Origin of the sequence: Ferroacidibacillus organovorans, assembly GCF_001642725.1 — a bacterium.
Classification (GTDB): domain Bacteria; phylum Bacillota; class Bacilli; order Alicyclobacillales; family SLC66; genus Ferroacidibacillus; species Ferroacidibacillus organovorans.
In genome coordinates this window covers 1-24,063 of the sequence record NZ_LSUQ01000038.1, presented here as the reverse complement: position 1 = coordinate 24,063, position 24,063 = coordinate 1, and the positions used below count along the sequence as shown (strand labels likewise).

Genomic DNA, 24,063 nt, shown 5'->3' with positions numbered 1-24,063 from the left:
GTCGAAGCGCGCTTGCAAGGCGTATTCGCGCACTCCCGGTTTAAAGCCTGCAAGCATATGCGAGAGCCCCTCGTGCGTGATCGCAATCGCCTGGCGCAGCGCGTCAATCTCTACCTCATCCTTGACCGTACGCAACTTCCAAAGCTGATCGTGAATCGTATCAACCCTCAGATAGGGATGTTTCGCAACCATTTCGTTCGCGTAGTGGCGCGCATCCGTGTGAACGTGTGCCGGATGGAGCGGTTCGAGATCCAGGAGAATCGTCTTTACATGATCGTGAATCAGCCACTCCGCCTCAGCCGCCGACCACTGATCCAGAAAATGGACTCGCTCCATGCCTGATCCGTCTTTCGCCTGTTCTGCCGTAAGCATGTACCCGTCCCACTTTTCACGCTCCGGATCCGGTCTTGCGATGTACAGTGTCTCGCGAATTTCCTGCCCTGTTTTGACTGCGACCAACCGTGCGTCTTTCGCGTCGATTCCCGTGAGGTAATAGAAATTGCGATTCACCGAAAACGGGTAGTGCGCGTCTGCCGAGCGATGGACGGCTGCCCCCGCAAACAAGACGAGCAGATCCCCTTCCCTCATCGTTTGATAAAGTACTTTCCGGCGCGACTGAAATGGCATTTGTTTCATTCATTCCATCCTCTCGTTTTCGTTTCTATGGAATTCTGGTACGATGGTGTGACAGAACACAGTGCAAATCCTGTGTTCAACTGCAGAGAAGCGAGGAACGACATGATGACTGTGACGACAAGCAAACTGGAAAACGCTGCAGAGCAGGACTATATGATCCTTCTCTACTACTATTTTACACCGATTGAAGACCCACTTGCACTCATGGACGAGCAGCGCAATCTATGCAAGGATCTCTCGCTAAAAGGGCGCATTTTAATCGCTCCGGAAGGAATCAACGGAACCGTCTCTGGCACGCGCGAACAGGCGACTGCGTACATGGATGCGATGCGCGCAGATCCCCGTTTTCAATCGATGGTTTTCAAAATAGACGCGACCTCCGATCACGCCTTTCCCAAAATGAGCGTGAAGTTTCGCAATGAAATTGTTCGTTTCGATTCTCCCGTGCCGATCGATCCGACACAAAAGACAGGGATCCGACTCGCGCCCAAAGCGTGGCTTGACGCCATGAATCAGCCTGACGCGATCATCCTTGACGGTCGCAGCGATTACGAGTATGACCTCGGTCACTTCCGCGGTGCGATTCGTCCCGATTTGAGCACGTTTCGCGAATTCCCGGCATGGATTGATGAACACCTGAAGATTCCAAAAGATCGCCCACTGCTCACGTACTGCACAGGCGGGATTCGCTGTGAAAAACTGTCCGCCTACCTGCTTGAGGCAGGTTTTACGAATGTCGCGCAACTCGAAGGCGGGATCGTGACGTACGGTAAAGATGAAGCCACACAGGGTGCACGGTTTGACGGCAAGTGCTATGTGTTTGACGAGCGGCAATCTGTCCCGATCAATCATACAGAGGATCAGGTCATCGTCGGCCGCTGTCACCACTGCGAGACGCCAACCGAGCGGTTCATCAATTGCAAATATGATTTTTGCCACAATCAGCATCTGTGTTGTGACCGCTGCCTCGACGAGCATGATGGATTTTGTTCGTCAAACTGCAAGGCCACGTACGATGCACAAAGCGTCACCTCTTAACGAATTTTTCGATCGCATTCAGGTAAGCCATGACGAAAAGAGGCGTGTATCTTGTCCAGACTCTTGGAGGCTCGCGCGATCGCTGCGCGCATCAAGGAAGTTTTTGCGCGAGGACAGTCTGCTTGCCTTTTGTCGATAACGTCCGTCGTCGGCTCGGCCTATCGGCAGCCTGGCGCAAAAATGATGATAGCGGAAGACGAATCCATGTACGGCACATTGAGCGGCGGATGCCTCGAGGGTGATCTGCTAAACTATGCGCTGGAAGCGATGAGCGATGGTAGACCGCGTTTGTGCAAGTACGACTTGCGCGAGAATGAACTCTGGAGTCTTGGCATCGGCTGCAAAGGCATGGTCGAGATCATGGTATGGCCTGTCCGGAAGGATGACCCATTCTATCAATCGCTCTTTGACGCGTTCGACGGCGATTACCCTGTCACAATGGTCATGGAATTGCCAATCGGCTCCCGCGCCATCCTCTCAGGCGGCAATCTGATCTATGCTGAGGGCCCTTTGGTACCAGAGGTGATCGAGTGCGGACGCCTGCGCGAAAAGACAAGAACGCGCGCCGAATGCGTCACGGCAGAACAAAAAACATACTATGTCGACACGATGCGAAAGCCTGAACACCTTGTCATCTGCGGCGCAGGCCACGATGCGATTCCACTATGCGGCATGGCGCAACAAGCCGGATTTGCGGTGACCATTCTTGATCCGCGTCGCGCGTTCAACCAAGCGGAGCGCTTTCCTGATGCGAATCATCAGGTGACCGAAGCAGACACGGTTGATCCAGCGACGCTTAACGACGCGTTTTGGGTCGTCATGAATCACCACCAAGCCCGCGATGAGGCGTCAATTGCGCTGGCCGTGCGCGCGAATCCTCGCTATATCGGCGTGCTCGGTCCCCTCTCAAGAACCAGAGAGATGCTGGAAACACAGCAGCTGTCGCTTACCGACGGTCCTTTTCACGCACCGGTCGGTCTTGATCTTGGCAGCGAAACCGTGGAGGAGGTTGCCGTCAGTATCCTTTCTGAACTGATGGCTGTGCGCAGTGGACGAAATGCCGCACCGCTTCACGCGCGCGAAAAGGTACACGATTAAGCTGCATCGTAGAAATGTCCAGCGTGTTCAGCCCACTGTCGGTTAGGCTGTGGGCGCACCGCCGCGAAAGGTTGGCACATCCGCAAACTTCTCTAACATTCCTTTGCCAAGCCACGCGCCGCCGTCGACCGTCAGAACTTCTCCCGTGATAAAGGAGGCGTCGGGACTGAGCAAAAAGGCTGCGGCTAGGCCGATCTCGCGCGTCTGCCCGAGCCGTTTGGCGGGAATCGATTGACGCACTGCCTCAACAACCTCGCTTGGAAACAGGCGCTCTTGCCCGCCTGTACCCTCGATAGGACCTGGCGCAATCGCATTGATTTGCAGATGATAAGGCGCCCACTCAACTGCCAGTGAGCGCGTCAAGGCGACAACCCCTGCCTTTGCAGCCGCCGAATGCACCACGCCGGGCGAACCGTGCCAGGCGTATGTCGCTACGATGTTGATGATCTTCCCGCCTTCACCGCGCTCAATCATGTCTTCGCCAAAAACTTTCGTACAATAAAACGTACCGTTTAACACAATGTCGACAACCGTCTTCCATCCGTTATACGAAAGCTTGCGCGTAGGAACGAGAAAATTCCCTGCCGCATTATTGATGAGAAAATCCACCCCGTGGCGCGTCTGTTTGATCGTCTTTAACAGCGCCTCAATCTGATCGGTGTTTCGCACATCCAAGATGTGCGCCTCGATCGATCCTCCTTCCGCCGAAACCTCTGCGACGGTTGGCGCCAAGTTTTCCAGCGAGCGACTGGCGATGATCACATGTGCGCCGCGCGCCGCCAGTTCCTTTACAATCCCTTTGCCAATTCCCGTTCCTCCACCTGTCACCAACGCGACTTTCCCAGTAAATGTTTGCTCCAGCACCTGATTCATCCGTTCACCTCATGCTAAAAAATTAATTTCCTGTAAACTGTGGCGGACGCTTTTCGAGAAAAGAGCGCACACCCTCTCTTACATCTTCAGACGCAAAACATTCGTGAATCGCTGTCCATTCCAGTTTGAGTTGATCCGCGAGAGAATGATCGTAGGTTCCTGCGAGCAACCGCTTTGACTGCGTCAAGGCGAGTGGTGGACCCGCCGCCAGTTCGTGCGCAATCTTCATGACGTCTTCCTGGAACGTCGCGCGCGCAAACACGCGATTTACAATGCGCAGCCCATTCGCCTCATTCGCCGTCACCGTGCGCCCGGTCATGATGAGCTCCGTTGCATCCGTCATCCCGCACAGCCGCGGTAAAAAGTACGTCACCCCCGCGTCAGGCGACAACCCCCGCCGAATATATCCCGTCGTGAGCGTGGCATCGTCTGCCATGTAGCGAAGATCGCACGCGAGAGCGAGAGCGAGACCCGCACCGGCGGCAATCCCGTTGATCGCCGCGATCACCGGCTTGTCACACGCTGTCACCGCGAGCGCCTGACGTCCTACAAAGCCCAGCGGATCAAGCCGCTCAAAGCGAGACCGTTGTCCCCTTTCTTCGAACGTATGCGAAGTGAGATCGAGACCCGCGCAAAATCCCCTTCCAGTCCCTATTACTACGACAACGCGCACCTGGTCATCACGGGATGCTTCGTCCAGCGTTTTTACGAGCTCTTCAGCCAACGCTTCGTGCAACGCATTCAACCGTTCCGGCCGATTCAGCGTAATGAGGCGCACACCATCGAGCTGCGAAACCTGTAGTTCTTCCATGCCATCACCCTTCACGCGCAATTGGAAACAAAATGGTAAAAACGGTACCCACACCTTTTTCACTCATCACATGTACCTGCCCTTTCATCATTTCAATGATTGAGTAGGATACCATCATGCCGAGTCCTGTTCCGTTCGCCTTGTTTGAATAAAATGGAATGCCTAGCCGCTTTACTTCCTCATCCGTCATCCCCACTCCCTGATCCTGAATGGCGATCGCAAGCTGTCTGTTTAAGCGTGAAAGGCGCACCGTCAACGTACCGCCCTCACTCATGGCCTCAATGCCATTTTTCATGATGTTAATCAGCGCCTGATAGAGTTTTCCGCGATCGCCAATGATATACGTTTCCGGACAATGGAGGTACACTGTCACATTGACGCCATGCCCCACACCATAGGAATACATGAGATCCGAGACGTGGCGAAGCTCTGCCGTAACTTCGATTTCTTCCATACTTGCCAGTTCAGGTCGGGCGTAGACCAGATAATCATTAATGATCTGTTCAGCGTGAGCCAAGTCTTCTTCGACCAACGTGAGATACGCATGATGTTTTTCCTGATGGACAGGCGTCTCTCGCAAAAGCTGAACAAACCCCTTGGCCACAGTCAGCGGATTGCGAATCTCATGAGCGAATGCCGCGGCCAGTTCGCGCGCAAACGACAATTTCTCATAGCCGAAGATACGCTCTCTCATACGCGTGAGTTCGCTAAAGATTTCCACCAGCATCATATTGACCCAGCCGACTGCCACGTTTAAGAGCATCAGATAGAGGTAATCCGTTTCGCGAATCCCTGTCACTCGCCTGAGAATCGCAACGTGTAGCGTCGTTGCGCCTGCCAACAGCGCAATGAAAAGAACGTTTCGCCAAATCAACCTCCGTTTGAGATAAAAATCCGAAAGTGCCGCGACGAACGGGAAGAGTACCACTGCCGCCACAGCAAAACCGGTTGCGTGGGCGACGCCATCCAAAATCCACTCCATCCCGAGCGTCGCCGCAAAGAGTATCACCGCCGCCTCGACACCTGAGTAGAGCGACCCGATCAGGAGCGGGACAAGTTCAAAATTGTAGTCGAGCGACCCTTTCATCGAGATCGGGACGAGAATGCAGAACATGATCGTCACCAGTGAGCGAATCGTGCGCACCGTAGTCTCCTTTTCGCGCAAGCGTGAAAAGGATTGGACCATGAAATAATCGACAAAAACCAATACGATAATGATCAAAAAATTTAACAGGACAGACGTGCCAGCATTCATTGGCGACTCCTTGGCTCACTCGAACAGATCAGGCTGCTCACGGGAGATTTTGTCCCACAGCGGTTGAAAACTGAACCATCCTGCTTGATGAGAACCCACTTGTTGTGCGGTGAGCGCTGCATAGGTGGGATCGATCAAGACTGGCTCACCAACCGCTTCTGCAAGCAACTGCGCCTGACACGATCGCTCCATCGTGATAAACCACCAAGCTGCTTCATCGACGCTTTGTCCCACCGTTAACAACCCGTGATTGCGCAGAATTGCCGCTTTTGTTGTCCCAAGCGTCGCGCTAATGCGTTTTCCTTCTTCAAGATCGTACACAACGCCAGTATAATCATCAAAGAGGACGTGATCCTCATAAAACGCGCACGCGTCTTGCGTAATCGGATCGAGCAGACGTCCGAGACTCGACCACGCTTTGCCATAGACAGAGTGCGCGTGGGCTGCGGCGATCACGTCAGGTCGCGCCAGATGAACCTGCGAGTGAATGGCGAACGCCGCAGCGTTAAGCGCACCTTTGCCTTCTACGATCTGACCGTCATGACTTACGAGCAAAAGATCAGAAACTCGGAGGTGGCCAAAATGCATACCGAACGGATTGACCCAAAAATGATCGCGATGTTCAGGATCACGCACAGTGATATGGCCTGCAACACCTTCATTAAATCCAAAGAGCGAGAATAAACGAAAAGCGCCCGCCAACCGCTCTTTGCGGTGACGACGCTCCTCTTCTACGCTTGCAAAAGAAGGCATAACGCCTCGCTTGTTAGGACCCAGACCCGAACCTGTCATCATGTGCACCCCCTCAATCGAAAGTAAGATGCCTGCCCATGAGACTATTATAAACATTCCTTAAAACTTTTGGTGGATGATAAAGGAAATTTTGCTCAAAACTCTGTCATTCGAGAAAGCGGGGTGTGGGCGATGCCCTATCATGAATCACTACAACCATGCGCAGATCATGCCGCGTCGCACGCTGTGAGCGCGAACGCGCAAAGCGATCTGCTCCACAAACTCTACCACAAGCTCCTCGCTCATTACGGTGATCCAAACTGGTGGCCAGCCGCGTCACGTGAAGAGATGATGATTGGGGCGATTCTCGTTCAAAATGTATCGTGGAAAAATACTGTGACTGCACTCCATCTCGTGCGCGAGCGGTTCGGATTCACATTCCGCGCACTGCGTGAGGCGCCGCTTGACGAACTCGCCGCATGCATACGAGCGACCCGCTTCTATCAAAGCAAAGCCGCTCGCTTGCAAGCGTTTTCCTTCTGGATCGAGGCGCAGTGTGGCGACGATCTCGATCGGTTGTTTGCACGCGACGCAATCGAATTGCGAAGGCATCTCCTCAGCGCCCCGGGAATCGGCCCGGAGACCGCCGACGACATCCTTCTCTACGCTGCAGAACTGCCCTCCTTCGTTATCGACAGCTACACCAAGCGCATCATGAGACGTATCGCGATCGGGCCGGAGCGCGATACCTATGAGGCGTGGCGTTCCTTCTTCATGGAGCGTCTCCCAGCAGATGTTCTTCTCTACAATCGCTACCACGCCTTGATCGATCAATTGGGCAGTCAGGTGTGCCGCGCATCCCGCCCGCTCTGCACAGCATGTCCGCTAAAAACCTGCTGCACGTATGCACGCAGCCAGAGTTCCGCTGACTAGGACGACCGACAAAGTCATCTGAACGAGCACGGCACCGCGATCAAGCCGCGATCAAGCACTTACCACGCCGCGATCTGGCCGTCTGCACGCGCCTCCGTCCCGCCGCAAAACACACCGTGCTCGTCACGCCAGATGATCTGCCCGCGCCCAAAGTTGCGACCGGCGAGTTGCACGCGCACGTCGTGCCCGCGCCGCAGCAAGTCTTCGATCACGTGCGCCGGCATTGTGTGTTCAACGTCAACCGACTTTCCCGCCGTCCACTGCCAGCGCGGCGCGTCGAGCGCCGCCTGCGGATTCATGTGGAAATCGAGCGTGTTCATGATCACCTGAACATGCCCTTGCGGTTGCATAAATCCGCCCATGACGCCAAACGGCCCAATTGGCGTATCGCCTTTTGTCAAGAATCCGGGAATGATCGTGTGGTACGTTTTTTTGCCAGGCTCTAAGCGATTGACGTGAGATTCATCAAGGGAGAACGTGTGTCCGCGATTCTGCATGGAGATCCCCGTACCAGGTACGACGACACCGCTACCAAAACCCATATAATTACTTTGGATCATCGAGACCATCTGGCCGTCACCGTCCGCCGTCGCGAGGTAGACCGTCCCACCTGGGTGCGGTGTCACGGGGTCTGGATCTTGCGCATACTCGCGAATGCGCGCGGCACGCGACTGGGCAAACGCGTCAGACAGCAGCGATTCGATCGACACCCGCATCGCGCGCGGATCGCTGATCTCGCGGAGTCCCTCCGAGAATGCCATCTTCATCGCTTCAAGCTGGACGTGAACCGTATGCGCTGAGCCAAACTCCGCAAAGAGGAACGAATCGAGGATGCGCAGCGCCATCTGTGCGATAATGCCCTGCCCGTTTGGAGGAATCTCCCAAACGGTGTGACCGCGATACGTCGCACCAATCGGATCCACCCACTCTGGGGCGTACGTCGCCAGATCATCACGCGTGAGGAAACCGCCGTGCGCTTGCACAAACGCCGCCATTTTTTCGGCGAGTTCACCGCGATAAAAGCTCTCCCCCGCCGTTTTCGCGATGCTCAAAAGGGTTGCCGCATGATCAGGCAGATACGCGCGCTCACCTGGCTTCGCTTGAAATCCACCGCGCGCAAACGTCTCTCCCCACGACGCAACCGCCTTGTCGCTCGACGCGCCATACGACTTTGCCGCGCGTGACCAGTCATGCGCGACGCCTGGAGAGAGAGGATAGCCATTCTGCGCATAGTCAATCGCCGGCTGAAGCACTTCTTCAAGGGACAAGCGGCCAAAGCGCCGCGACATCTCAACCCATCCGGCGGGTGCGCCGGGAACCGTGATCGGCAAGACGCCGAGATGAGGCATCTTCTCAAAACCGCGCGCGCGCACCTCTTCACGTGAGATGCCATTGGGAGCGTATCCACTCGCGTTCAAACCGTGCAGTTTTCCGTTTACCGAGATGATCGCAAACGCGTCACCACCAATTCCGTTTGCAGTCGGTTCAACAACCGTCAGACACGCGGCCGTCGCAATTGCCGCATCGACTGCGTTGCCCCCCTGCATCAAAATGCGCAGGCCTGCCTGCGCCGCGAGCGGCTGAGCTGTTGCAACCATGCCTTTTTCAGCGTAGACCACGCTTCGTCGCGATGCGAACGGATATGTGAGAGAATCAAATTTCATAGTGTTAACCTCCAACCCGATGTATTCTACAACCGTTCATTCATGGCAAGTGTGGATCGCATAAAAAGTTCACTCTTCATCAAAAACCAAACCGTGGTCCTCATCGTCAACGAGGTCTTGAAGTTCAACGGACGGCGCGGTGTGCTCCGTCACAGGCAACTCCTCAACCGCGCGCAGCGCCCGCTGCAGCGCGCGTGTGCGAACTTCCACACCGTGAAACTCACTGCTCGCAGCGTCCATTTTCTTCCTTACCTTTTCGATAATGGAGCCGAATTTCTGAAACTCCGTTTTCACTGAACCAAGCGTCTTCCAAACTTCTGTGGACCGCTGTTCGATCGCAAGCGTCCGAAATCCCATCTGCAGACTGTTGAGCAGCGCGCCGAGTGTCGTTGGCCCTGCTATGACCACGCGATGATCCCGCTGAAGACGCTCGACCAATCCAGGACGCCTGATCGCCTCGGCATAGAGACCTTCTGTAGGCAAAAAGAGTAACGCAAAGTCTGTCGTCGCAGGAGGGTGTATGTATTTTGCAGCGATGGATCCTGCCTCCTGCTGCAAGCGGCGCTCAAGCGCCTTGCCCGCTTCCTCCATCCGCGCAAGATCAGCCGTCTCCTGCGCCTCGACGAGGCGTTGATAGTCTTCCAGAGGAAACTTGCTGTCAAGCGGCAGCCATACCGGCTCGTCCGAGGAAGATCGACCCGGAAGACGAATTGCAAAATCGACACGTTCCGCCGATCCTTCGGTCACCTGAACATTTCGCGCATACTGACCTTCGGTCAATACGTGTTCAAGCAAGGCTTGAAGCTGGACTTCCCCCCACGTACCGCGGACTTTCACGCTTTGCATCATGCGCTTCAAATCGCCAACCCCATGCGCGAGGGTCTGCATGTCGCCAAGCCCCTTATGCACCTGTTCAAGTCGCTCTGAGACCAAGCGAAACGATTCGCCAAGGCGCCTTTCGAGCGTTGCATGCAACTTCTCATCCACGGTCTGGCGCATCTGCTCAAGCTTTTGCTCGTTACTCTGCTGCAAAAAGCGAAGTTTTTCATCCACCGTGCCTTGCAGCGACGCGAGTCGCTCATCCGTCTGGCGCAGCGTACGTTCACTCTGCTCTGCGAGTTCCCGGCGAGCGGATGCAGACGATCGCTCAAGCGCTTCCGCCAACTGCTGATACCCCGCTTGAACCGTTCGCTGCATCTGCTGCGAGAGCGCTTCAACCGTCTGTCTCAGTTCTGAGCCGATGGTGGAAATTTCCTGGCGAAACACGGCGCTCTGCTGCGCGTCTTCTACCCGCTGTTTCGATAACTCGTTCGCAATTTCCTGCGAAATCTCTTCTCGCATGCGATAGAAATCTTCGCCTCGCGCAGATCTCTTCGATTTACGCATGAAAAACGTAGCGATGCCGAGTGCGATGAGAACCAACTGTAACCATACTATCAGACGATTCGTCACTTGTAATCCACCCTCGAAGTATCCGATTGTTCAACCGCTTGGTGTACGCCTGCCGCGCGCGGTAACGTGACACGAAACGTCGTGCCCACACCGAGCGTGCTCTCTACGCTGATGCGCCCACGATGCGCTTCGACGATCCACTTGGCAATCGAGAGACCTAGACCCAATCCACCCGTCTCGCGTTCGCGCGCCACGTCACTCCGATAAAACCGCTCAAAGACGAGCCCTTGCTCGCTCTTGTCAATGCCGATGCCCGAATCTTCTACAGTGACCACAATCGTTCCCTTTGTCACTTCTTCTCTTAGAGTGACGCGCCCACCCTCTTGCGTATATTTGATCGCGTTGTCAAGAAGAATGACAAACAATTGATGCAGTCGATCCGCATCGCCCGTCACATACGCATCGTCCGCAGACCGTTCGAGTAGGAACTGAATGTCTTTGCTCTCTGCGTAGATCGCATACGCGTCATGCACGCCTTCGGCAATTTTTTGCAGATCCACTCGCTCATTGCGAAGCGGTGTCATTGTGGAATCGGCGCGCGCCAGTGTCAGTAAATCTTCCGTCAGACGCGTCAAACGTCGCGCCTCAGCCTTTGCGTTATTGAGCCACTCAAGGTTATCCATCACACCTTCGTGCGCGTGGGTGAGGACGATGTCGAGGTTTGATTGAATCACGGCGAGCGGCGTTCGCAGTTCATGGGATGCATCCCCGACAAATTGCCGTTGACGCTCCCAAGAGCGCGCGATTGGCGACAGCGCCCGACCGGACGCATAAAAACTCCCTAGCAAAGCGAGCAGCGCGCCGCCGATGCCGACGACAAGTAGAATGTGGATCAAGCGTGAGAGAACGGTCAGTTCCCGCGTAGCATTATAACCGATGCTCAAGAAACCGAGCAGATTGCCGCCCCTGCGAATCTCAACCGTCATGGTGCGCAACAAAATTTTTCCGTGATCTGTCCACTGCGTCGTAAAAAAGGACTGTCCTTTTGACGCCACAAAAGACAACTGAGGCGTGCCAATCGATGTGCCTACACTGTAGAGCAGCTTTTGTGTCGGACTATACACGGCAATCGCAAAATTTGGATCGAGCATATCCCGCAAACGCGTCGACAAACTATGCGCAAAGGGCGGTTGCCCCTGACCACTTTGCGATGAACCGTTTCCTCCAAAAAAGAAGGGTGGCAATATCGGGTCAATCGGAACCTGTAGGGCTGGCACATTCGCAATGAGCAAGCGTACAAATGCCCCCCGCGACAAAAGCGAGAACGATTCAAAGCGCACAACATTGTCGAGACTCGCAAGCGTCGATTGCCGAACCCAGACATAGACGCCCCCTGCCATGATGAGGTACAGCCCCACCAAGAGGGCGACCAAAAGCAGAGTAACTTTGATGCGCGCCGTGCGAAACAGATTATTTCCCCCCGCGTAACGCGTAGCCAACCCCCCTCACCGTTTCAATGACCGGCATCTCTGCCAGTTCAATCTGCCGTTCTGTGCGAACTCTGTCCAACTTTTTTCGTAAAAAATGAACGTAAATCTCGACGGCGTTTCGATCCATCGGTGCCTCGACGCCCCACACGCGATCGAGAATCAATTCCTTTGGCAACACCTGATTCGGATTGCGCATAAAAAGCTCTAGGAGTTGAAACTCTTTTCCGGTCAGGCTGTAAGGTTCTCCTGACACATAGACAGAGCGGGAAACGGAATCGATAGAGATGGCGCCCACAGAGACTTCTTCCACATCGAGCATTTCACCACTACGCCTGCTCAGCGCCCTTACGCGCGCCAACAGTTCCTTTGTCGCAAACGGCTTTACGAGGTAATCATCCGCCCCTGCGTCAAGCCCTTCCACCCGATCATCCACGGCGTCGCGCGCAGTCAGCATGAGAATCGGTGTCGCGTGACCCGTTTTCCGCAGTCTCCGAACAACCTCATAGCCACTCATGGTGGGCAGCATCACGTCGACGAGGATGATGTCATACGTGTCGGTTTGTGCGAGATCTAGCCCTACCGCGCCGTCATGCGCGAGATCCACAATGTAGTGATGCTCAGAAAAGGTCTGTTGCAACGCTTTAGCGAGGCGTACTTCATCTTCGATTAATAGCAGTCTCACAAATCATACCCCTTCATGATTGAATTCCGATTAAAATCACGGAACTATCGTCCCACGTTTCTCATCATTTCACAATGCTTGTCTTGGTCGCCGCGCAAAGTGTAAAGAAAATATGTAAACGTAAATTTCAAGAGAATTTTAAGCGATACAAGTCACAATGATCCATGTGAAGCGGACGGGGCCCCGTCCAAATCCACCCTATCAAAGAGAAATCAAGGAGGAATTCGCATGACTTCAAAGAAATTCACGATCAGCATGATAGCACTCGCTCTTCTCGGGTCGGCCGGTTTCGGAGGAGCAGGCGCGTTCGCCGCAACCAATTCCACCTCGACGACGTCGACTGCGTCAAACCAAGCTACGACAAAGCCTACTGCATCCTCTCAGACTGCGACAAAATCAAGCAACGCCCGGCACGGACATCACGGCATGCATGGGCATCACAGATTCATGGGAGGTGTTGACGCAAAGGCGTTGGCGGCAGATCTTCACATCACCGCAAAGACGCTGCGCGCCGACCTTCGCGCAGGCCAATCGCTCAATCAGATTGCGACTGCACAAGGCGTATCAAACAGTACCCTGTTCTCTGACGCACAGGCGCTCGTCGCGGCGCGCCTCGCCAAGGCTGAGGCTAGTGGCCACCTGATCGCTACACAAGTGACCGCGATTGAACAGAAAATCGACGCCAAGCTGCCCACCCTGCTCGCCCACACCTTTAAACCGGACGCGCATAAGACGGGGGCGCATCGTCACGGCTTTGCAGGCAGCCCGATGGATCTCGTTAAAGGGCTCGCCAGCGATTTGAAGCTGCCCGCAAAGACGCTGCGCGCCGACCTGCGCGCAGGCCAATCGCTCAATCAGATTGCGACTGCACAAGGCGTATCAAACAGTACCCTGCTCTCTGACGCACAGGCGCTCGTCGCGGCGCGCCTCGCCAAGGCTGAGGCTAGTGGCCACCTGACCGCTACGCAAGTGACCGCGATTGGGCAGAAAATCGACGCCAAGCTGCCCACCCTGCTCGCCCACACCTTTAAACCGGGCGCGCATAAGACGGGGGCGCATCGTCACGGCTTTGCAGGCAGCCCGATGGATCTCGTTAAAGGGCTCGCCAGCGATTTGAAGCTGCCCGCAAAGACGCTGCGCGCCGACCTTCGCGCAGGCCAATCGCTCAATCAGATTGCGACTGCACAAGGCGTATCAAGCAGTACCCTACTCTCTGACGCACAGGCGCTCGTCGCGGCGCGCCTCGCCAAGGCTGAGGCTAGTGGCCACCTGACCGCTACGCAAGTGACCACGATTGGGCAGAAAATCGACGCCAAGCTGCCGAACGTACTTAATCATGTCTTTAAAGCAAAGAATCCAACCGTAAACGCAACCACTACGACGTCTACGGCTGTAGGATCTACAACAAACGCCTGATGCAAAAAGTGAAAAAAGGCAGTACCCGTGAGGGTACTGCCTTTTTTGCATGCCGGACAACTAGCGCAGCTTCTTGTGATAAAAGGTTCCAGTCGCCGATGTAACCAGTTGCCCTGCGTCGTCATATACCTCACACTGTGTGCTGTTCACGTGTGAGCCTGACGAGATGACACGGCCGACAGCGCGAAGCTTGCTGCCCCGCGCAGGTTTGTGATAGCGTACCGTCAATTCAACGGTCACACCGTCGCGCATGGCGCGCGCGTGGCTGGCAATGCCCATCGCATTGTCACAGAGCAGCGCCAAAACGCCTCCGTGCACCATCTGGCCTGGATTCATCACGAGCAGATTGATCGGTAGCGTGATCTCTACCTCACCCGCTGCTTCGATCGCTTCCCAGTCAAACTGCTCGCCAAATAGATGGTGCAAAAAATAGAGTTCTCCCTCGCGCGCGCGACGGTTCGCGTCTGCCGCACGAAGTGCAATCTCTAAATCTCGCGCATCATACCCTTCTAACATTCTTAGCATATCGCCTTTTTCTATCCATTCTGATGACAACCTTGTTTCGCCCCTTCACCCCGTGATGCTCTGTGCGTGAGTTCCGAGCCGTTGCGCTCGCAAATCGCGTTCTTCCCAATACGCCTGCACCGCGCACGCCGCAATTTCTTCGTTCACGCGCGCCGCGTCCCACGCGAGACGCTGCGCCATTGCATCGGCAATCGCCGATATCGCGCGCATTGCAGCGTCGCCACCGAAATAGCCAAGACCTGTCCGACGCACAACAAGATCAGAAAGATGACAGACGAGTTCGACCTCGATCAAATAGTCAAGCTCTCCCTTTAAAAGAGGGACGTTTTGCTCCACTCTCGCCAACCCGTTCGTACGCTTGGCACATAGAAGAACACTTTCTGCCTCATCCCCGTAACGTCGCGTTAACCAAAACGCGTCCTCACGCGCAATGGCGTATCGTTCAACCATCTTTTCGATTTCGCACTGCGCCCACTCCGCCACGCCCTTCGGGGGAATCTGCAAACTGCCGGGAAGAGGCGCCAGAGGAGAGAGACGACTGGCGCGCTCCCGATGATACGGATTGACAGGATGCCCTTGCCGTTCCATCACTTCATAGACGTGCTCCATTACCTCCTCAGCCATCTTACGCCACGCGGTCAGCTTGCCGCCCGCGATCGTCACCAGGTGACGCGCCCCAATCGAGACTTGATCCTTTCGCGAGACGTCCTTCGTTTCCTTTCCCGGTTCAAGCACCAACGGACGGACGCCAGACCATTGACCGATGATATCCTGCTCGACGATCTGCGCATTTGGAAACAGACCGTGGAGCAGATCAAGCAAATAGGTAACATCTCGCTCGTGGATGCCCGGTTGATACAGTTCACCATCGTATACCTCATCCGTCGTGCCGACAAACGTGACATCTTCTCGCGGAATAATGAACATTAACCGTCCGTCCGGAGTCTGAATCGCAAAGGCATGGGTAATCGGGAGTCGCTCGCGCGAAAAAACGAGGTGCACACCACGACTGTGAAGGATGCGCGGCGTACTCTGCTCATTTGAGGCATCCCCCTCCATTGCGAGCACAGACTCAATCCACGGCCCCGCCGCGTTGACAACAACCTTTGCGCGTATCGCAAATTCGACACCTTCTTCAGTATTCACCCGCGCGCCGCGAATCAGGCCGTCCTTTTCTCCCTCAACAAGCCCCACGCAGCGCGCATAATTGAGCGCGCACGCCCCCAATTGTTCCGCCGCACGAATCACCGTAACGACACAGCGTGCGTCATCCGTCAGATATTCATGATAGCGTATGCCGCCCGTGAGATCTTCTTCATTTAAACCTGGCTCAGATTGCAATACCTCTTCTCTTGACAGAATCACGCGCTGTTCATCCGCCGCCACTTGTGCCAATCGATCATACAGCCAGACGGCTGTACCCATCGCAAACTTCCCATACTTCATCGAGCGATAAATCGGCAATAAAAAAGGGAGTGGTTCAACCAGATGAGGTGCCAGACGTTGCATGCCCTCGCGCTCGCGGCCCCCTTCACGCACGAGCAAGAACTCGGCGTGCTCAAGATAGCGCAGACCTCCGTGAAACAACTTTGTCGAGCGACTGCTCGTCCCACTCCCAAAATCTTTCGCTTCAATCAGTGCGACGTGAAGACCCGAAAGCGCTGCTTCACGCGCGATTCCCGCACCCGTAATCCCGCCACCGATAATAAGGAGATCAAACGGAGAGTTTGCTAAATAATCGATTCGCTGTTGTCGGCTCTCATAAGAAAACGGTATTCGGTGCACGCGATAGCCTCCGTTCATCGTGACAATCAACACATCGTGATCGTGATCGTGATCACGATCGTGATACGCAAAGTATAACAAACCGGCCTTTCTCCACTGTGAACTTTATGCAAATTCGCCATTTTCATTGACGTGGCGCTGCGACATCCCTAAACTACAGAAACAACCTCCACGTGTTTGAAAATGATCAAGAACGTTTTCGGCGCACTGAACTTTTTGACCCATCACAGCGTCTTCTTGATGAAGAACACGCGAGAGCGCGTGTAAAATCGACTGGGGAATATAGGAAGGTGAACCATGTCCGCACATACGATTCTCGCACATTATGGCTATTTAGGCGTATTTGTGGGATTGATTCTCGAGTTTATTTTCATCCCATTTCCCGCCGAAACCACGTTGGTCATTTCTGGCGTCATGTGGCACCAAGGGGATTTTAAACTCATCCCTCTTCTCATCGCGGCCACCATTGGTTCGTTTGTAGGTTCTGTCATCGCGTATCTCATTGGCTCTTTCCTTGGACGCCCCCTTCTCCTGCGCGTAGGGAAACTGATTCGTTTAACGGAGGAGAAACTCGATCGCTTCGAAGACATCTTTCGACGCTATTCGATACCCATTCTTCTATTCGGACGCTTTATCGCAGGTGTTCGGGTGATTATCGTCTACGTCGCAGGAATAAACAAGATGAAACCGTGGATTTTCGCTGTCATCAGTCTCATCTCGACGGCCATCTGGGTCACCGCCTTTGTCCTTCTTGGCGCAACGATTGGCACGGAGTGGAAAGCGCTCGTCCACCTCTTTTTTGCCCATCCGATCCTTGTCATCTCAGGCGTGCTGATCCTCGTTGTAGGCTACATTTTCATTCATCGCGCAGGCAATAAATTGGGGACAAAAAAGAAAAAAGAAGTGACGGCAAACCGACAGAAGTCGTAGGTAGATGCGAAGTGACTTCATCTAAAGACGAACGCTCTTTTCATGTATGGTATACTTTAAGCAAGGAAATCTAATGAAACGTTACAACAGGGGGTTACCACAATGGTTTACGATTCGCCGATTTTTCTTGAAATTATTCAGCCAATGCGCAAAGAACTCACGGAGATTGGGTTTCAGGAGTTGCGCTCTTCTGATGATGTAGAAAGCGCCTTTGCAGAAAAAGGAATCACACTTTGCGTCGTCAACTCAATTTGCGGGTGCGCCGCAGGAATTGCACGCCCTGCCGTGGCGCAGGCAATCGCTGAAGGCCCTAAGCCAGATCACATGGTGACCGTTTTCGCGGGTCAGGACGTCGAAGCAACACAGAAAGCGCGCACCTATTTCAAAGGGTATGCACCGTCATCACCATCCATTGCCGTTTTAAAAGATGGCAACTTTGTCACACTTATTGAAAGACAACAGATTGAAGGACACACGACGGACGACGTCAAACAAAAAGTTCAGCATGCACTGTCACAGGTGCAATAGCACATCGATCTGCTGTAACTGTCGAAAAAGGTGAATCGCCTCCTGTGGGATTTTGCCTTTTTCGATTTTTCGACTTTTTTGGACATAAATTTAGTTTATTTTACGAATTACTCCAATAAAGCCGATGACAAACGGGGTGTGACATGGTAGGATCACGATGTTGCCAAACGATACGTCGAGGATTCCATCTTGTGGGGGGCAGACGATCGAGCGAACGAAAAGGAGTGGACGAATTCTTCATGAGTACAGCAACGTTAGAGGCTGCGATCGACACCATTCGCAGCGAAATGGATACCTTGTACAACGGAACAAATCGCCTCGATGATCCGAAACTGCTAGACCTGTCTGTAAAACTCGACCAGTTGGTCATTGAAGCGATGAAGGATAAGATTTGATTGATGCGAGGCAATTCCTGACGACGATCTGATTTTGGTTGCGATGGTTGTAGCGTTTATACGTGAAGGCTTACGTGTCATCAATGAATGATAAGTTGCCCAACCATACCCATTTCTTTATGATTTCGCACAGAGCAATAAAATGGAAATTCCCCTTTTTTGTCCGCCATAAATGTCACGGTCTCCGCGTGACCAGGTTTTACGTTTGGCGTGCTTACAGTGTAAACACCACTTGTCAATGTCCAATTGTGCATGGATTTACCCCGATTAAAAAGTTGAACCGTCACACGCGTTCCTTGATTCACCGTCAAAGTTTTTGGAGCATATTTGTAATCCAGCGCAACGAGATTCAACGTCAATGTGTGAGCCGCATTTTTTCCTTGCGCATAGATGGCGTAAGACGTGCGACTCGCACTGTAAGTGGCGTTTACACCTCTGTCAACCGCCACGTTTTGATCACGATTCACAAGAGACAAGCCACTCCAAACAAGAAAAATAGCTACGCTTCGAAAAACCATTCCAAATCCCCCCACAGATTCATTGCACCCTCATTTTGCGCGATCAGCACCGATCCCATACCCACATTCAACCCATCATCAGGTTCCCATTTCGCACGTCCCTTTTTGTCGATGAAAAATCACGAATGAGCAGGAAACACCTGGCATTAACGCGAATTACTAGGATGAGTCAAGATCTGCAACGATTCGTTTCGATTCGACGTTTTATCCTATCGAGGTGTAGCCTGTGAGCGTAGAGTATTTAACGATGTTTGTCGACGAGACGCGCGAACATCTTCAGGCCTGGTCCGACGGTCTGATGCGACTTGAAAAAACAAACGACCTTAGCGTTATACCCACCATATTCCGCGCAGCACATACGATAAAAGGAATGGCCATGACGATGGGGTTTCAGCGCATGGGGGAAATCACGCATAGCGCAGAAAATCTTTTGGACGATGTGCGCAATGGGCGGTTGGCAATGAGTACGCCTGTCGTCGACGCGTTGCTTCACGGTCTCGATCATCTTGAAACATTACTTGACGATATTGAATCGTCAGGTCAAGAGCGCGCCATGGACGTGAGCGAAGTGTTGCGCGCACTGACTGCCGCGCGCAAGGAACCAGCCGCCACGTCCACTGCAGCGGCGACCGTCCCTGAACCTGTGCGTCCGCTGCACTCGGCTGAACGTGCCGTCGCCGAAGAGGCCATTCGCCAGGGATACCGAGTCTTTGAAATAACGATTGGCTTTGACAAAAATTGTGTGATGCCGCTCGCCCGTTTTCAACAATGGCTCCAGCGCATCGATCAAAACCAGTTACTCTCGACGACACCTGACGCGACAATCCTTGATGCGGGAGATTATTCCGGAGAGATTACCGCAGTGCTTGCGACACACGATGAAATGGATGACGTGGGAGAAACCCTCGTGAGCGTTTCTGAAATCATCCCACGCTCCATTCACGAGTGGCTGCTCACAGGCGAAACCTACCAAAAAACAGGTAATCTGCTTCCAGAGAATCAAAACATCACCGAAGATCCGCACGTTCGCACCGTGATCGCCAAGGTGCTCGAAGAGCATAAAATTGTCCTTGAAGTCGGGATCAGGTTATCCGAGGCATGCCGCATGAAAGCGGCGCGGATGTTTATGGTCTTTGAAGCAGTTGGCGGTCATGACCACCTCCTCTTTTGTGAACCGCACATCACAAAAATTGAGGCCGAAGAGATGGATCGTGAAGTACTCTTCGTCTGTTACGCAGAAGATAGCGCCGCCGTCATTCAATCGCGCATCCAGAGCATCCTTGAAGTGAGTCTTGTGGAGTTGCGCGAGTGGCTCAAAACGGACGAGGGTGCGACGCGAGGAGAAAATCTCATCGCGTCATTCAGCGGTGAGGCGGCAAAAACCGAAAAACGTAAAACCAGTACCATTCGAGTCGACACTGGCAAACTGGACGATCTTATGAATCTGGTCTCAGAACTGGTCATCGATAAGACGCGACTCGAACGGATTCGAACTGAGGTGATGCACCACGATCTCAGTGAGACGATCGATCACATGAGTCGACTGTCTAATGAACTTCAGGAACTGATCATGTCGATCCGGATGATCCCCGTCGAGAGCGTATTTAACCGCTTTCCCCGCATGGTGCGCGATACGGCACAATCTTTAAACAAGCAGATTGAGTTCGTCGTAACGGGAGAATCTACGGAACTCGATCGCACAGTTGTGGAAGAGATCGGCGACCCTATTTTGCACATGCTGAGAAACTCCCTCGATCACGGTATTGAATCGGCTGAAAAGAGACGGATCGCGGGGAAACCGGCGGTCGGGAGAATTGAGCTGCGCGCTTATGCAGCTGGAAACCACGTATTTATTGAAGTGGAAGACGACGGCGGAGGAATTCCGCGCGAAAAGGTGCTGCGAAAAGCGCGCGAGCGAGGCATCGTCGGTTCAAATGAAGTGTTGACAGACCATCAGGTCAATCAACTGCTCTTTGCGTCAGGCTTCTCTACCGCAGACCAAATCAGCGATCTCTCTGGACGAGGGGTAGGCCTCGATGTGGTGCGCACGAAGATCGAGGCGCTCTCAGGCAAGATCGATGTGTATAGTGAAGAAGGGCGAGGAACAAAGTTTGTGATTCGCCTGCCGATGACGCTTGCCATCATGGATGGTTTGATGGTTCGCATAGGCATTGACCCTTATCTCATCCCCATCGGAAGTATTTCAGAGACCGGTCGACTCGGGCCGACTCGGCTGCTTCACGGCAAAGAGGTCGTCGTTTGGCGCGGGCAGGTTGTGCCGATCGTCAGAGCGCGCAGTGTATTTGGCCAGGAGAATGGCGAGTCATCCGCGTATGTCGTCTTCGTCAGCCGAGGCGAACGCGTCGTCGGCATCGCAGTCGACGAATTGGTGGGGCAGTTTGAGGTTGTTTTAAAATCGCTCGATGCAAAACTGAAGAAGATTCCCTATTTTGCTGGCGCAACGATTCTCGGGGATGGTGAAGTCTCTCTTATTCTTGACGCAAACGCCTTTATGGATGAAGTGGTCGGGAGGACCTACGTTTGAAAAAAATATCGATTCGCGCTTACTTATTCGGTGGTTTCAGTTTTGTTATCGCGCTCTATTTAATTTTAACGTTATCGATTCATTTTGCGACGGGGAACCTTGAGGCGAGCGCCCAGTCGATATTTACACAAGATGATCCGGTGGTCGTCTCAGCGCTTTCACTCAAAAGCGCGGTGCGCCGCTTTGACGAAGATTCGGCACGCTACATCATTTCCCCGACGGGAAATCTCCAGGCAGCGTCTGCCCAAACCCAGCAGACAGACTTGGCTCTCCTCAATGCAGATGTTGCGGCTGTGAATCGAGCGATTGCAACATCCAATGCACAGTATGCTGCGCGACTGCGAGCAGATATGCGCGAGTTTCAATCGGCGCTAAACAATTATCAGAGTCAATTCGGGAATGCGCTCATGGACACAGCAACTGGTCAACAAAAAGCCGCTCTTTCAATCTGGCGCTCCATCAATGTGGAAACACTGATCGCGCCGCTGCAAGAGATGACCAGCCTTGCCGAACACTCCCGAAACGTATCGCTCGCAAATTACGAGGCTTTTATGACGCGGACAAACCTGATTGAACTGATCGGGAGCATCATCACCATACTCATCTCACTGGCGATTGGCCTGATCATGCCTCTGATGATTTCACGGGCGTTTGAACAACTGGTCGCTTGGGCAAAGCGAATGGGTGACGGCGATTTCCGCGCATTTCACGGGATTATCCCGAGAAGCCGCGAATCAAGTATGATGACTGAGTCTTTCCAGAAATTGCGAGAAGCGGTTTCTTCACTGATGAACGTCATTCAAGCGAGTGCCCAGGAACTTTCTGCTTCTTCGCAGGAATTGGGTTCAACCACCACTGAAATCGCACGCGCATCCATGAACCTCGCGGAGGTTTCATCGCGCGTCACGGAATCGGCTGATCGCCAGTCTCAAGAGACGCTGCGCGTTGAAGAGCAGATCTCGACGCTCACACGCTTGATTGAAGCGGTTCACAGTCACACGACAGATACTGCCAAACTCGCGACACAACTGGTTGAACAAACGGAAACGGGACGGGAACATGTTGCACTCTCCGCAAAGCGTATCGCAATGCTACAGGCCAACTCGGAAATCAGCGTCACGCGAACCGTTTCTTTGCAAGACAAATCCGCACAAATTGGGCAGATTGTCGGCCTCATAGAAGAAATTGCGGAGCAAACAAACCTCTTGGCGCTCAATGCGGCCATTGAGGCTGCACGCGCAGGCGAACACGGGCGCGGCTTAAAAATATCGATTCGCGCTTACTTATTCGGTGGTTTCAGTTTTGTTATCGCGCTCTATTTAATTTTAACGTTATCGATTCATTTTGCGACGGGGAACCTTGAGGCGAGCGCCCAGTCGATATTTACACAAGATGATCCGGTGGTCGTCTCAGCGCTTTCACTCAAAAGCGCGGTGCGCCGCTTTGACGAAGATTCGGCACGCTACATCATTTCCCCGACGGGAAATCTCCAGGCAGCGTCTGCCCAAACCCAGCAGACAGACTTGGCTCTCCTCAATGCAGATGTTGCGGCTGTGAATCGAGCGATTGCAACATCCAATGCACAGTATGCTGCGCGACTGCGAGCAGATATGCGCGAGTTTCAATCGGCGCTAAACAATTATCAGAGTCAATTCGGGAATGCGCTCATGGACACAGCAACTGGTCAACAAAAAGCCGCTCTTTCAATCTGGCGCTCCATCAATGTGGAAACACTGATCGCGCCGCTGCAAGAGATGACCAGCCTTGCCGAACACTCCCGAAACGTATCGCTCGCAAATTACGAGGCTTTTATGACGCGGACAAACCTGATTGAACTGATCGGGAGCATCATCACCATACTCATCTCACTGGCGATTGGCCTGATCATGCCTCTGATGATTTCACGGGCGTTTGAACAACTGGTCGCTTGGGCAAAGCGAATGGGTGACGGCGATTTCCGCGCATTTCACGGGATTATCCCGAGAAGCCGCGAATCAAGTATGATGACTGAGTCTTTCCAGAAATTGCGAGAAGCGGTTTCTTCACTGATGAACGTCATTCAAGCGAGTGCCCAGGAACTTTCTGCTTCTTCGCAGGAATTGGGTTCAACCACCACTGAAATCGCACGCGCATCCATGAACCTCGCGGAGGTTTCATCGCGCGTCACGGAATCGGCTGATCGCCAGTCTCAAGAGACGCTGCGCGTTGAAGAGCAGATCTCGACGCTCACACGCTTGATTGAAGCGGTTCACAGTCACACGACAGATACTGCCAAACTCGCGACACAACTGGTTGAACAAACGGAAACGGGACGGGAACATGTTGCACTCTCCGCAAAGCGTATCGCAATGCTACAGGCCAACTCGGAAATCAGCGTCACGCGAACCGTTTCTTTGCAAGACAAATCCGCACAAATTGGGCAGATTGTCGGCCTCATAGAAGAAATTGCGGAGCAAACAAACCTCTTGGCGCTCAATGCGGCCATTGAGGCTGCACGCGCAGGCGAACACGGGCGCGGCTTCGCAGTAGTCGCAGATGAGGTGCGACAACTCGCTGAAAACTCGCGAGAAGCGACCGCAAAAATCGAAAAGATGATTCGCGAAATTCGCGCTCAAGCTGAAGAATCCGTTCAAAGCGCCCGCGAAGATTTTCGCTCTGCCGCCGCGAGCACACAGGCAATGGAAGAAGTAACCGCCGTATTCGAAACCTTGTCTCACGCGGTGACCGCGCTTGCAAAGACGAGTGACGCCGTTTCCACTTCTGCGGGAGAAATGACGACGTCCGCGATGCGCGTGAAGGATGCAATCTCTTCTGTCG

The 24,063-nt window shown here is 53.6% G+C and carries 21 protein-coding genes; 9 read left to right on the top strand and 12 right to left on the bottom strand.

Annotated elements, in window-relative coordinates; all coding sequences use genetic code 11:
* Nucleotides 1-636, bottom strand: a 636-nt coding sequence (locus AYW79_RS11070; RefSeq protein WP_197460977.1) for an aminopeptidase P N-terminal domain-containing protein, incomplete at its 3' end; no start/stop codon positions are given.
* A 102-nt stretch (nucleotides 637-738) separates the two neighbouring features.
* On the opposite strand from AYW79_RS11070, the gene trhO reads away from it, so the two are divergent.
* A complete protein-coding gene (gene trhO / locus AYW79_RS11065) occupies nucleotides 739-1,674 on the top strand; it encodes an oxygen-dependent tRNA uridine(34) hydroxylase TrhO (protein WP_231877846.1) in 936 nt (311 codons plus the stop codon).
* Between the two features lie 51 nt (nucleotides 1,675-1,725).
* The gene (locus AYW79_RS11060; RefSeq protein WP_067565695.1) at nucleotides 1,726-2,772 is read left to right on the top strand and encodes an XdhC family protein; all 1,047 of its coding nucleotides are present in this window, start codon (nucleotides 1,726-1,728) and stop codon (nucleotides 2,770-2,772) included.
* Between the two features lie 42 nt (nucleotides 2,773-2,814).
* On the opposite strand, the gene AYW79_RS11055 is transcribed toward AYW79_RS11060, so the two are convergent.
* Genes AYW79_RS11055 through AYW79_RS11040 form a run of 4 tightly spaced genes read right to left on the bottom strand, consistent with a single transcriptional unit; the run spans nucleotide 2,815 to nucleotide 6,503 of the window.
* Nucleotides 2,815-3,645 carry an SDR family oxidoreductase gene (locus tag AYW79_RS11055; RefSeq protein WP_067565692.1) on the bottom strand — a complete coding sequence of 277 codons (831 nt, stop codon included), beginning with the start codon at nucleotides 3,643-3,645 and terminating at the stop codon, nucleotides 2,815-2,817.
* Nucleotides 3,646-3,667: 22 nt separating this feature from the next.
* Nucleotides 3,668-4,456, bottom strand: a complete 789-nt coding sequence (locus tag AYW79_RS11050) for an enoyl-CoA hydratase/isomerase family protein (RefSeq protein WP_067565706.1) — start codon at nucleotides 4,454-4,456, stop codon at nucleotides 3,668-3,670.
* A 4-nt stretch (nucleotides 4,457-4,460) separates the two neighbouring features.
* The gene (locus AYW79_RS11045; protein ID WP_067565689.1) at nucleotides 4,461-5,711 is read right to left on the bottom strand and encodes an ATP-binding protein; all 1,251 of its coding nucleotides are present in this window, start codon (nucleotides 5,709-5,711) and stop codon (nucleotides 4,461-4,463) included.
* A gap of 15 nt (nucleotides 5,712-5,726) precedes the next feature.
* The gene (locus AYW79_RS11040) at nucleotides 5,727-6,503 is read right to left on the bottom strand and encodes a class II aldolase/adducin family protein (RefSeq protein WP_179123110.1); all 777 of its coding nucleotides are present in this window, start codon (nucleotides 6,501-6,503) and stop codon (nucleotides 5,727-5,729) included.
* 132 nt (nucleotides 6,504-6,635) lie between these two features.
* Here AYW79_RS11040 and AYW79_RS11035 point away from each other — a divergent pair, with 132 nt between their 5' ends.
* On the top strand, nucleotides 6,636-7,376 hold the full coding sequence (locus AYW79_RS11035) for an endonuclease III domain-containing protein (protein WP_143216199.1): 741 nt from the start codon (nucleotides 6,636-6,638) through the stop codon (nucleotides 7,374-7,376).
* A gap of 59 nt (nucleotides 7,377-7,435) precedes the next feature.
* Here AYW79_RS11035 and AYW79_RS11030 read toward each other — a convergent pair whose 3' ends face one another.
* The 4 genes from AYW79_RS11030 to AYW79_RS11015 form a co-directional block, all read right to left on the bottom strand.
* Nucleotides 7,436-9,040, bottom strand: coding sequence for a gamma-glutamyltransferase family protein (locus AYW79_RS11030; protein ID WP_067565686.1), 1,605 nt, complete (start codon nucleotides 9,038-9,040; stop codon nucleotides 7,436-7,438).
* A 69-nt stretch (nucleotides 9,041-9,109) separates the two neighbouring features.
* Nucleotides 9,110-10,492, bottom strand: coding sequence for a DNA recombination protein RmuC (locus tag AYW79_RS11025; protein WP_067565683.1), 1,383 nt, complete (start codon nucleotides 10,490-10,492; stop codon nucleotides 9,110-9,112).
* Entirely contained in the window at nucleotides 10,489-11,931 is a 1,443-nt protein-coding gene (locus AYW79_RS11020) for a sensor histidine kinase (RefSeq protein WP_067565680.1), read from the bottom strand. Before AYW79_RS11020 ends, AYW79_RS11025 begins: the two co-directional genes overlap by 4 nt.
* Nucleotides 11,903-12,604: a response regulator transcription factor gene (locus AYW79_RS11015; RefSeq protein WP_067565677.1), complete on the bottom strand. Its 702-nt coding sequence runs from the start codon at nucleotides 12,602-12,604 to the stop codon at nucleotides 11,903-11,905. The genes AYW79_RS11020 and AYW79_RS11015 overlap by 29 nt, the downstream gene beginning before the upstream one ends.
* Before the next feature lie 228 nt (nucleotides 12,605-12,832).
* On the opposite strand from AYW79_RS11015, the gene AYW79_RS11010 reads away from it, so the two are divergent.
* Nucleotides 12,833-14,020, top strand: coding sequence for a hypothetical protein (locus AYW79_RS11010; protein WP_067565674.1), 1,188 nt, complete (start codon nucleotides 12,833-12,835; stop codon nucleotides 14,018-14,020).
* Nucleotides 14,021-14,080: 60 nt separating this feature from the next.
* Here the strand turns inward: AYW79_RS11010 and AYW79_RS11005 are convergent, their stop codons facing one another.
* Entirely contained in the window at nucleotides 14,081-14,575 is a 495-nt protein-coding gene (locus tag AYW79_RS11005) for a PaaI family thioesterase (protein ID WP_067565672.1), read from the bottom strand.
* A gap of 15 nt (nucleotides 14,576-14,590) precedes the next feature.
* Complete coding sequence (locus AYW79_RS11000) at nucleotides 14,591-16,411, bottom strand: glycerol-3-phosphate dehydrogenase/oxidase (RefSeq protein ID WP_067565669.1); 1,821 nt, start codon at nucleotides 16,409-16,411, stop codon at nucleotides 14,591-14,593.
* 216 nt (nucleotides 16,412-16,627) lie between these two features.
* On the opposite strand from AYW79_RS11000, the gene AYW79_RS10990 reads away from it, so the two are divergent.
* The 3 genes from AYW79_RS10990 (at nucleotide 16,628) to AYW79_RS15875 (ending at nucleotide 18,183) form a co-directional block, all read left to right on the top strand.
* Nucleotides 16,628-17,260: a DedA family protein gene (locus AYW79_RS10990; protein ID WP_067565663.1), complete on the top strand. Its 633-nt coding sequence runs from the start codon at nucleotides 16,628-16,630 to the stop codon at nucleotides 17,258-17,260.
* Between the two features lie 102 nt (nucleotides 17,261-17,362).
* Nucleotides 17,363-17,788, top strand: a complete 426-nt coding sequence (locus tag AYW79_RS10985) for a BrxA/BrxB family bacilliredoxin (RefSeq protein ID WP_067565660.1) — start codon at nucleotides 17,363-17,365, stop codon at nucleotides 17,786-17,788.
* 239 nt (nucleotides 17,789-18,027) lie between these two features.
* Nucleotides 18,028-18,183: a Spo0E family sporulation regulatory protein-aspartic acid phosphatase gene (locus tag AYW79_RS15875; RefSeq protein ID WP_179123111.1), complete on the top strand. Its 156-nt coding sequence runs from the start codon at nucleotides 18,028-18,030 to the stop codon at nucleotides 18,181-18,183.
* An 80-nt stretch (nucleotides 18,184-18,263) separates the two neighbouring features.
* Here AYW79_RS15875 and AYW79_RS10980 read toward each other — a convergent pair whose 3' ends face one another.
* Nucleotides 18,264-18,701: a cupredoxin domain-containing protein gene (locus AYW79_RS10980; protein ID WP_067565657.1), complete on the bottom strand. Its 438-nt coding sequence runs from the start codon at nucleotides 18,699-18,701 to the stop codon at nucleotides 18,264-18,266.
* A 226-nt stretch (nucleotides 18,702-18,927) separates the two neighbouring features.
* Here AYW79_RS10980 and AYW79_RS10975 point away from each other — a divergent pair, with 226 nt between their 5' ends.
* The gene (locus AYW79_RS10975; RefSeq protein WP_067565654.1) at nucleotides 18,928-21,246 is read left to right on the top strand and encodes a chemotaxis protein CheA; all 2,319 of its coding nucleotides are present in this window, start codon (nucleotides 18,928-18,930) and stop codon (nucleotides 21,244-21,246) included.
* A partial coding sequence (locus AYW79_RS10970) for a methyl-accepting chemotaxis protein (protein ID WP_067565651.1) occupies nucleotides 21,243-24,063 on the top strand: 2,821 nt, incomplete at its 3' end. The genes AYW79_RS10975 and AYW79_RS10970, both read left to right, overlap by 4 nt.

Bases quoted from the DNA above. Each gene is read 5' to 3' on its own strand.
- trhO (WP_231877846.1), top strand. From the start codon at position 739: ATGATGACTGTGACGACAAGCAAACTGGAAAACGCTGCAGAGCAGGAC.
- AYW79_RS11055 (WP_067565692.1), bottom strand. From the start codon at position 3,645: ATGAATCAGGTGCTGGAGCAAACATTTACTGGGAAAGTCGCGTTGGTG.
- AYW79_RS11050 (WP_067565706.1), bottom strand. From the start codon at position 4,456: ATGGAAGAACTACAGGTTTCGCAGCTCGATGGTGTGCGCCTCATTACG.
- AYW79_RS11045 (WP_067565689.1), bottom strand. From the start codon at position 5,711: ATGAATGCTGGCACGTCTGTCCTGTTAAATTTTTTGATCATTATCGTA.
- AYW79_RS11040 (WP_179123110.1), bottom strand. From the start codon at position 6,503: ATGACAGGTTCGGGTCTGGGTCCTAACAAGCGAGGCGTTATGCCTTCT.
- AYW79_RS11035 (WP_143216199.1), top strand. From the start codon at position 6,636: ATGCCCTATCATGAATCACTACAACCATGCGCAGATCATGCCGCGTCG.
- AYW79_RS11030 (WP_067565686.1), bottom strand. From the start codon at position 9,040: ATGAAATTTGATTCTCTCACATATCCGTTCGCATCGCGACGAAGCGTG.
- AYW79_RS11010 (WP_067565674.1), top strand. From the start codon at position 12,833: ATGACTTCAAAGAAATTCACGATCAGCATGATAGCACTCGCTCTTCTC.
- AYW79_RS10990 (WP_067565663.1), top strand. From the start codon at position 16,628: ATGTCCGCACATACGATTCTCGCACATTATGGCTATTTAGGCGTATTT.
- AYW79_RS10985 (WP_067565660.1), top strand. From the start codon at position 17,363: ATGGTTTACGATTCGCCGATTTTTCTTGAAATTATTCAGCCAATGCGC.
- AYW79_RS15875 (WP_179123111.1), top strand. From the start codon at position 18,028: ATGAGTACAGCAACGTTAGAGGCTGCGATCGACACCATTCGCAGCGAA.
- AYW79_RS10980 (WP_067565657.1), bottom strand. From the start codon at position 18,701: ATGGTTTTTCGAAGCGTAGCTATTTTTCTTGTTTGGAGTGGCTTGTCT.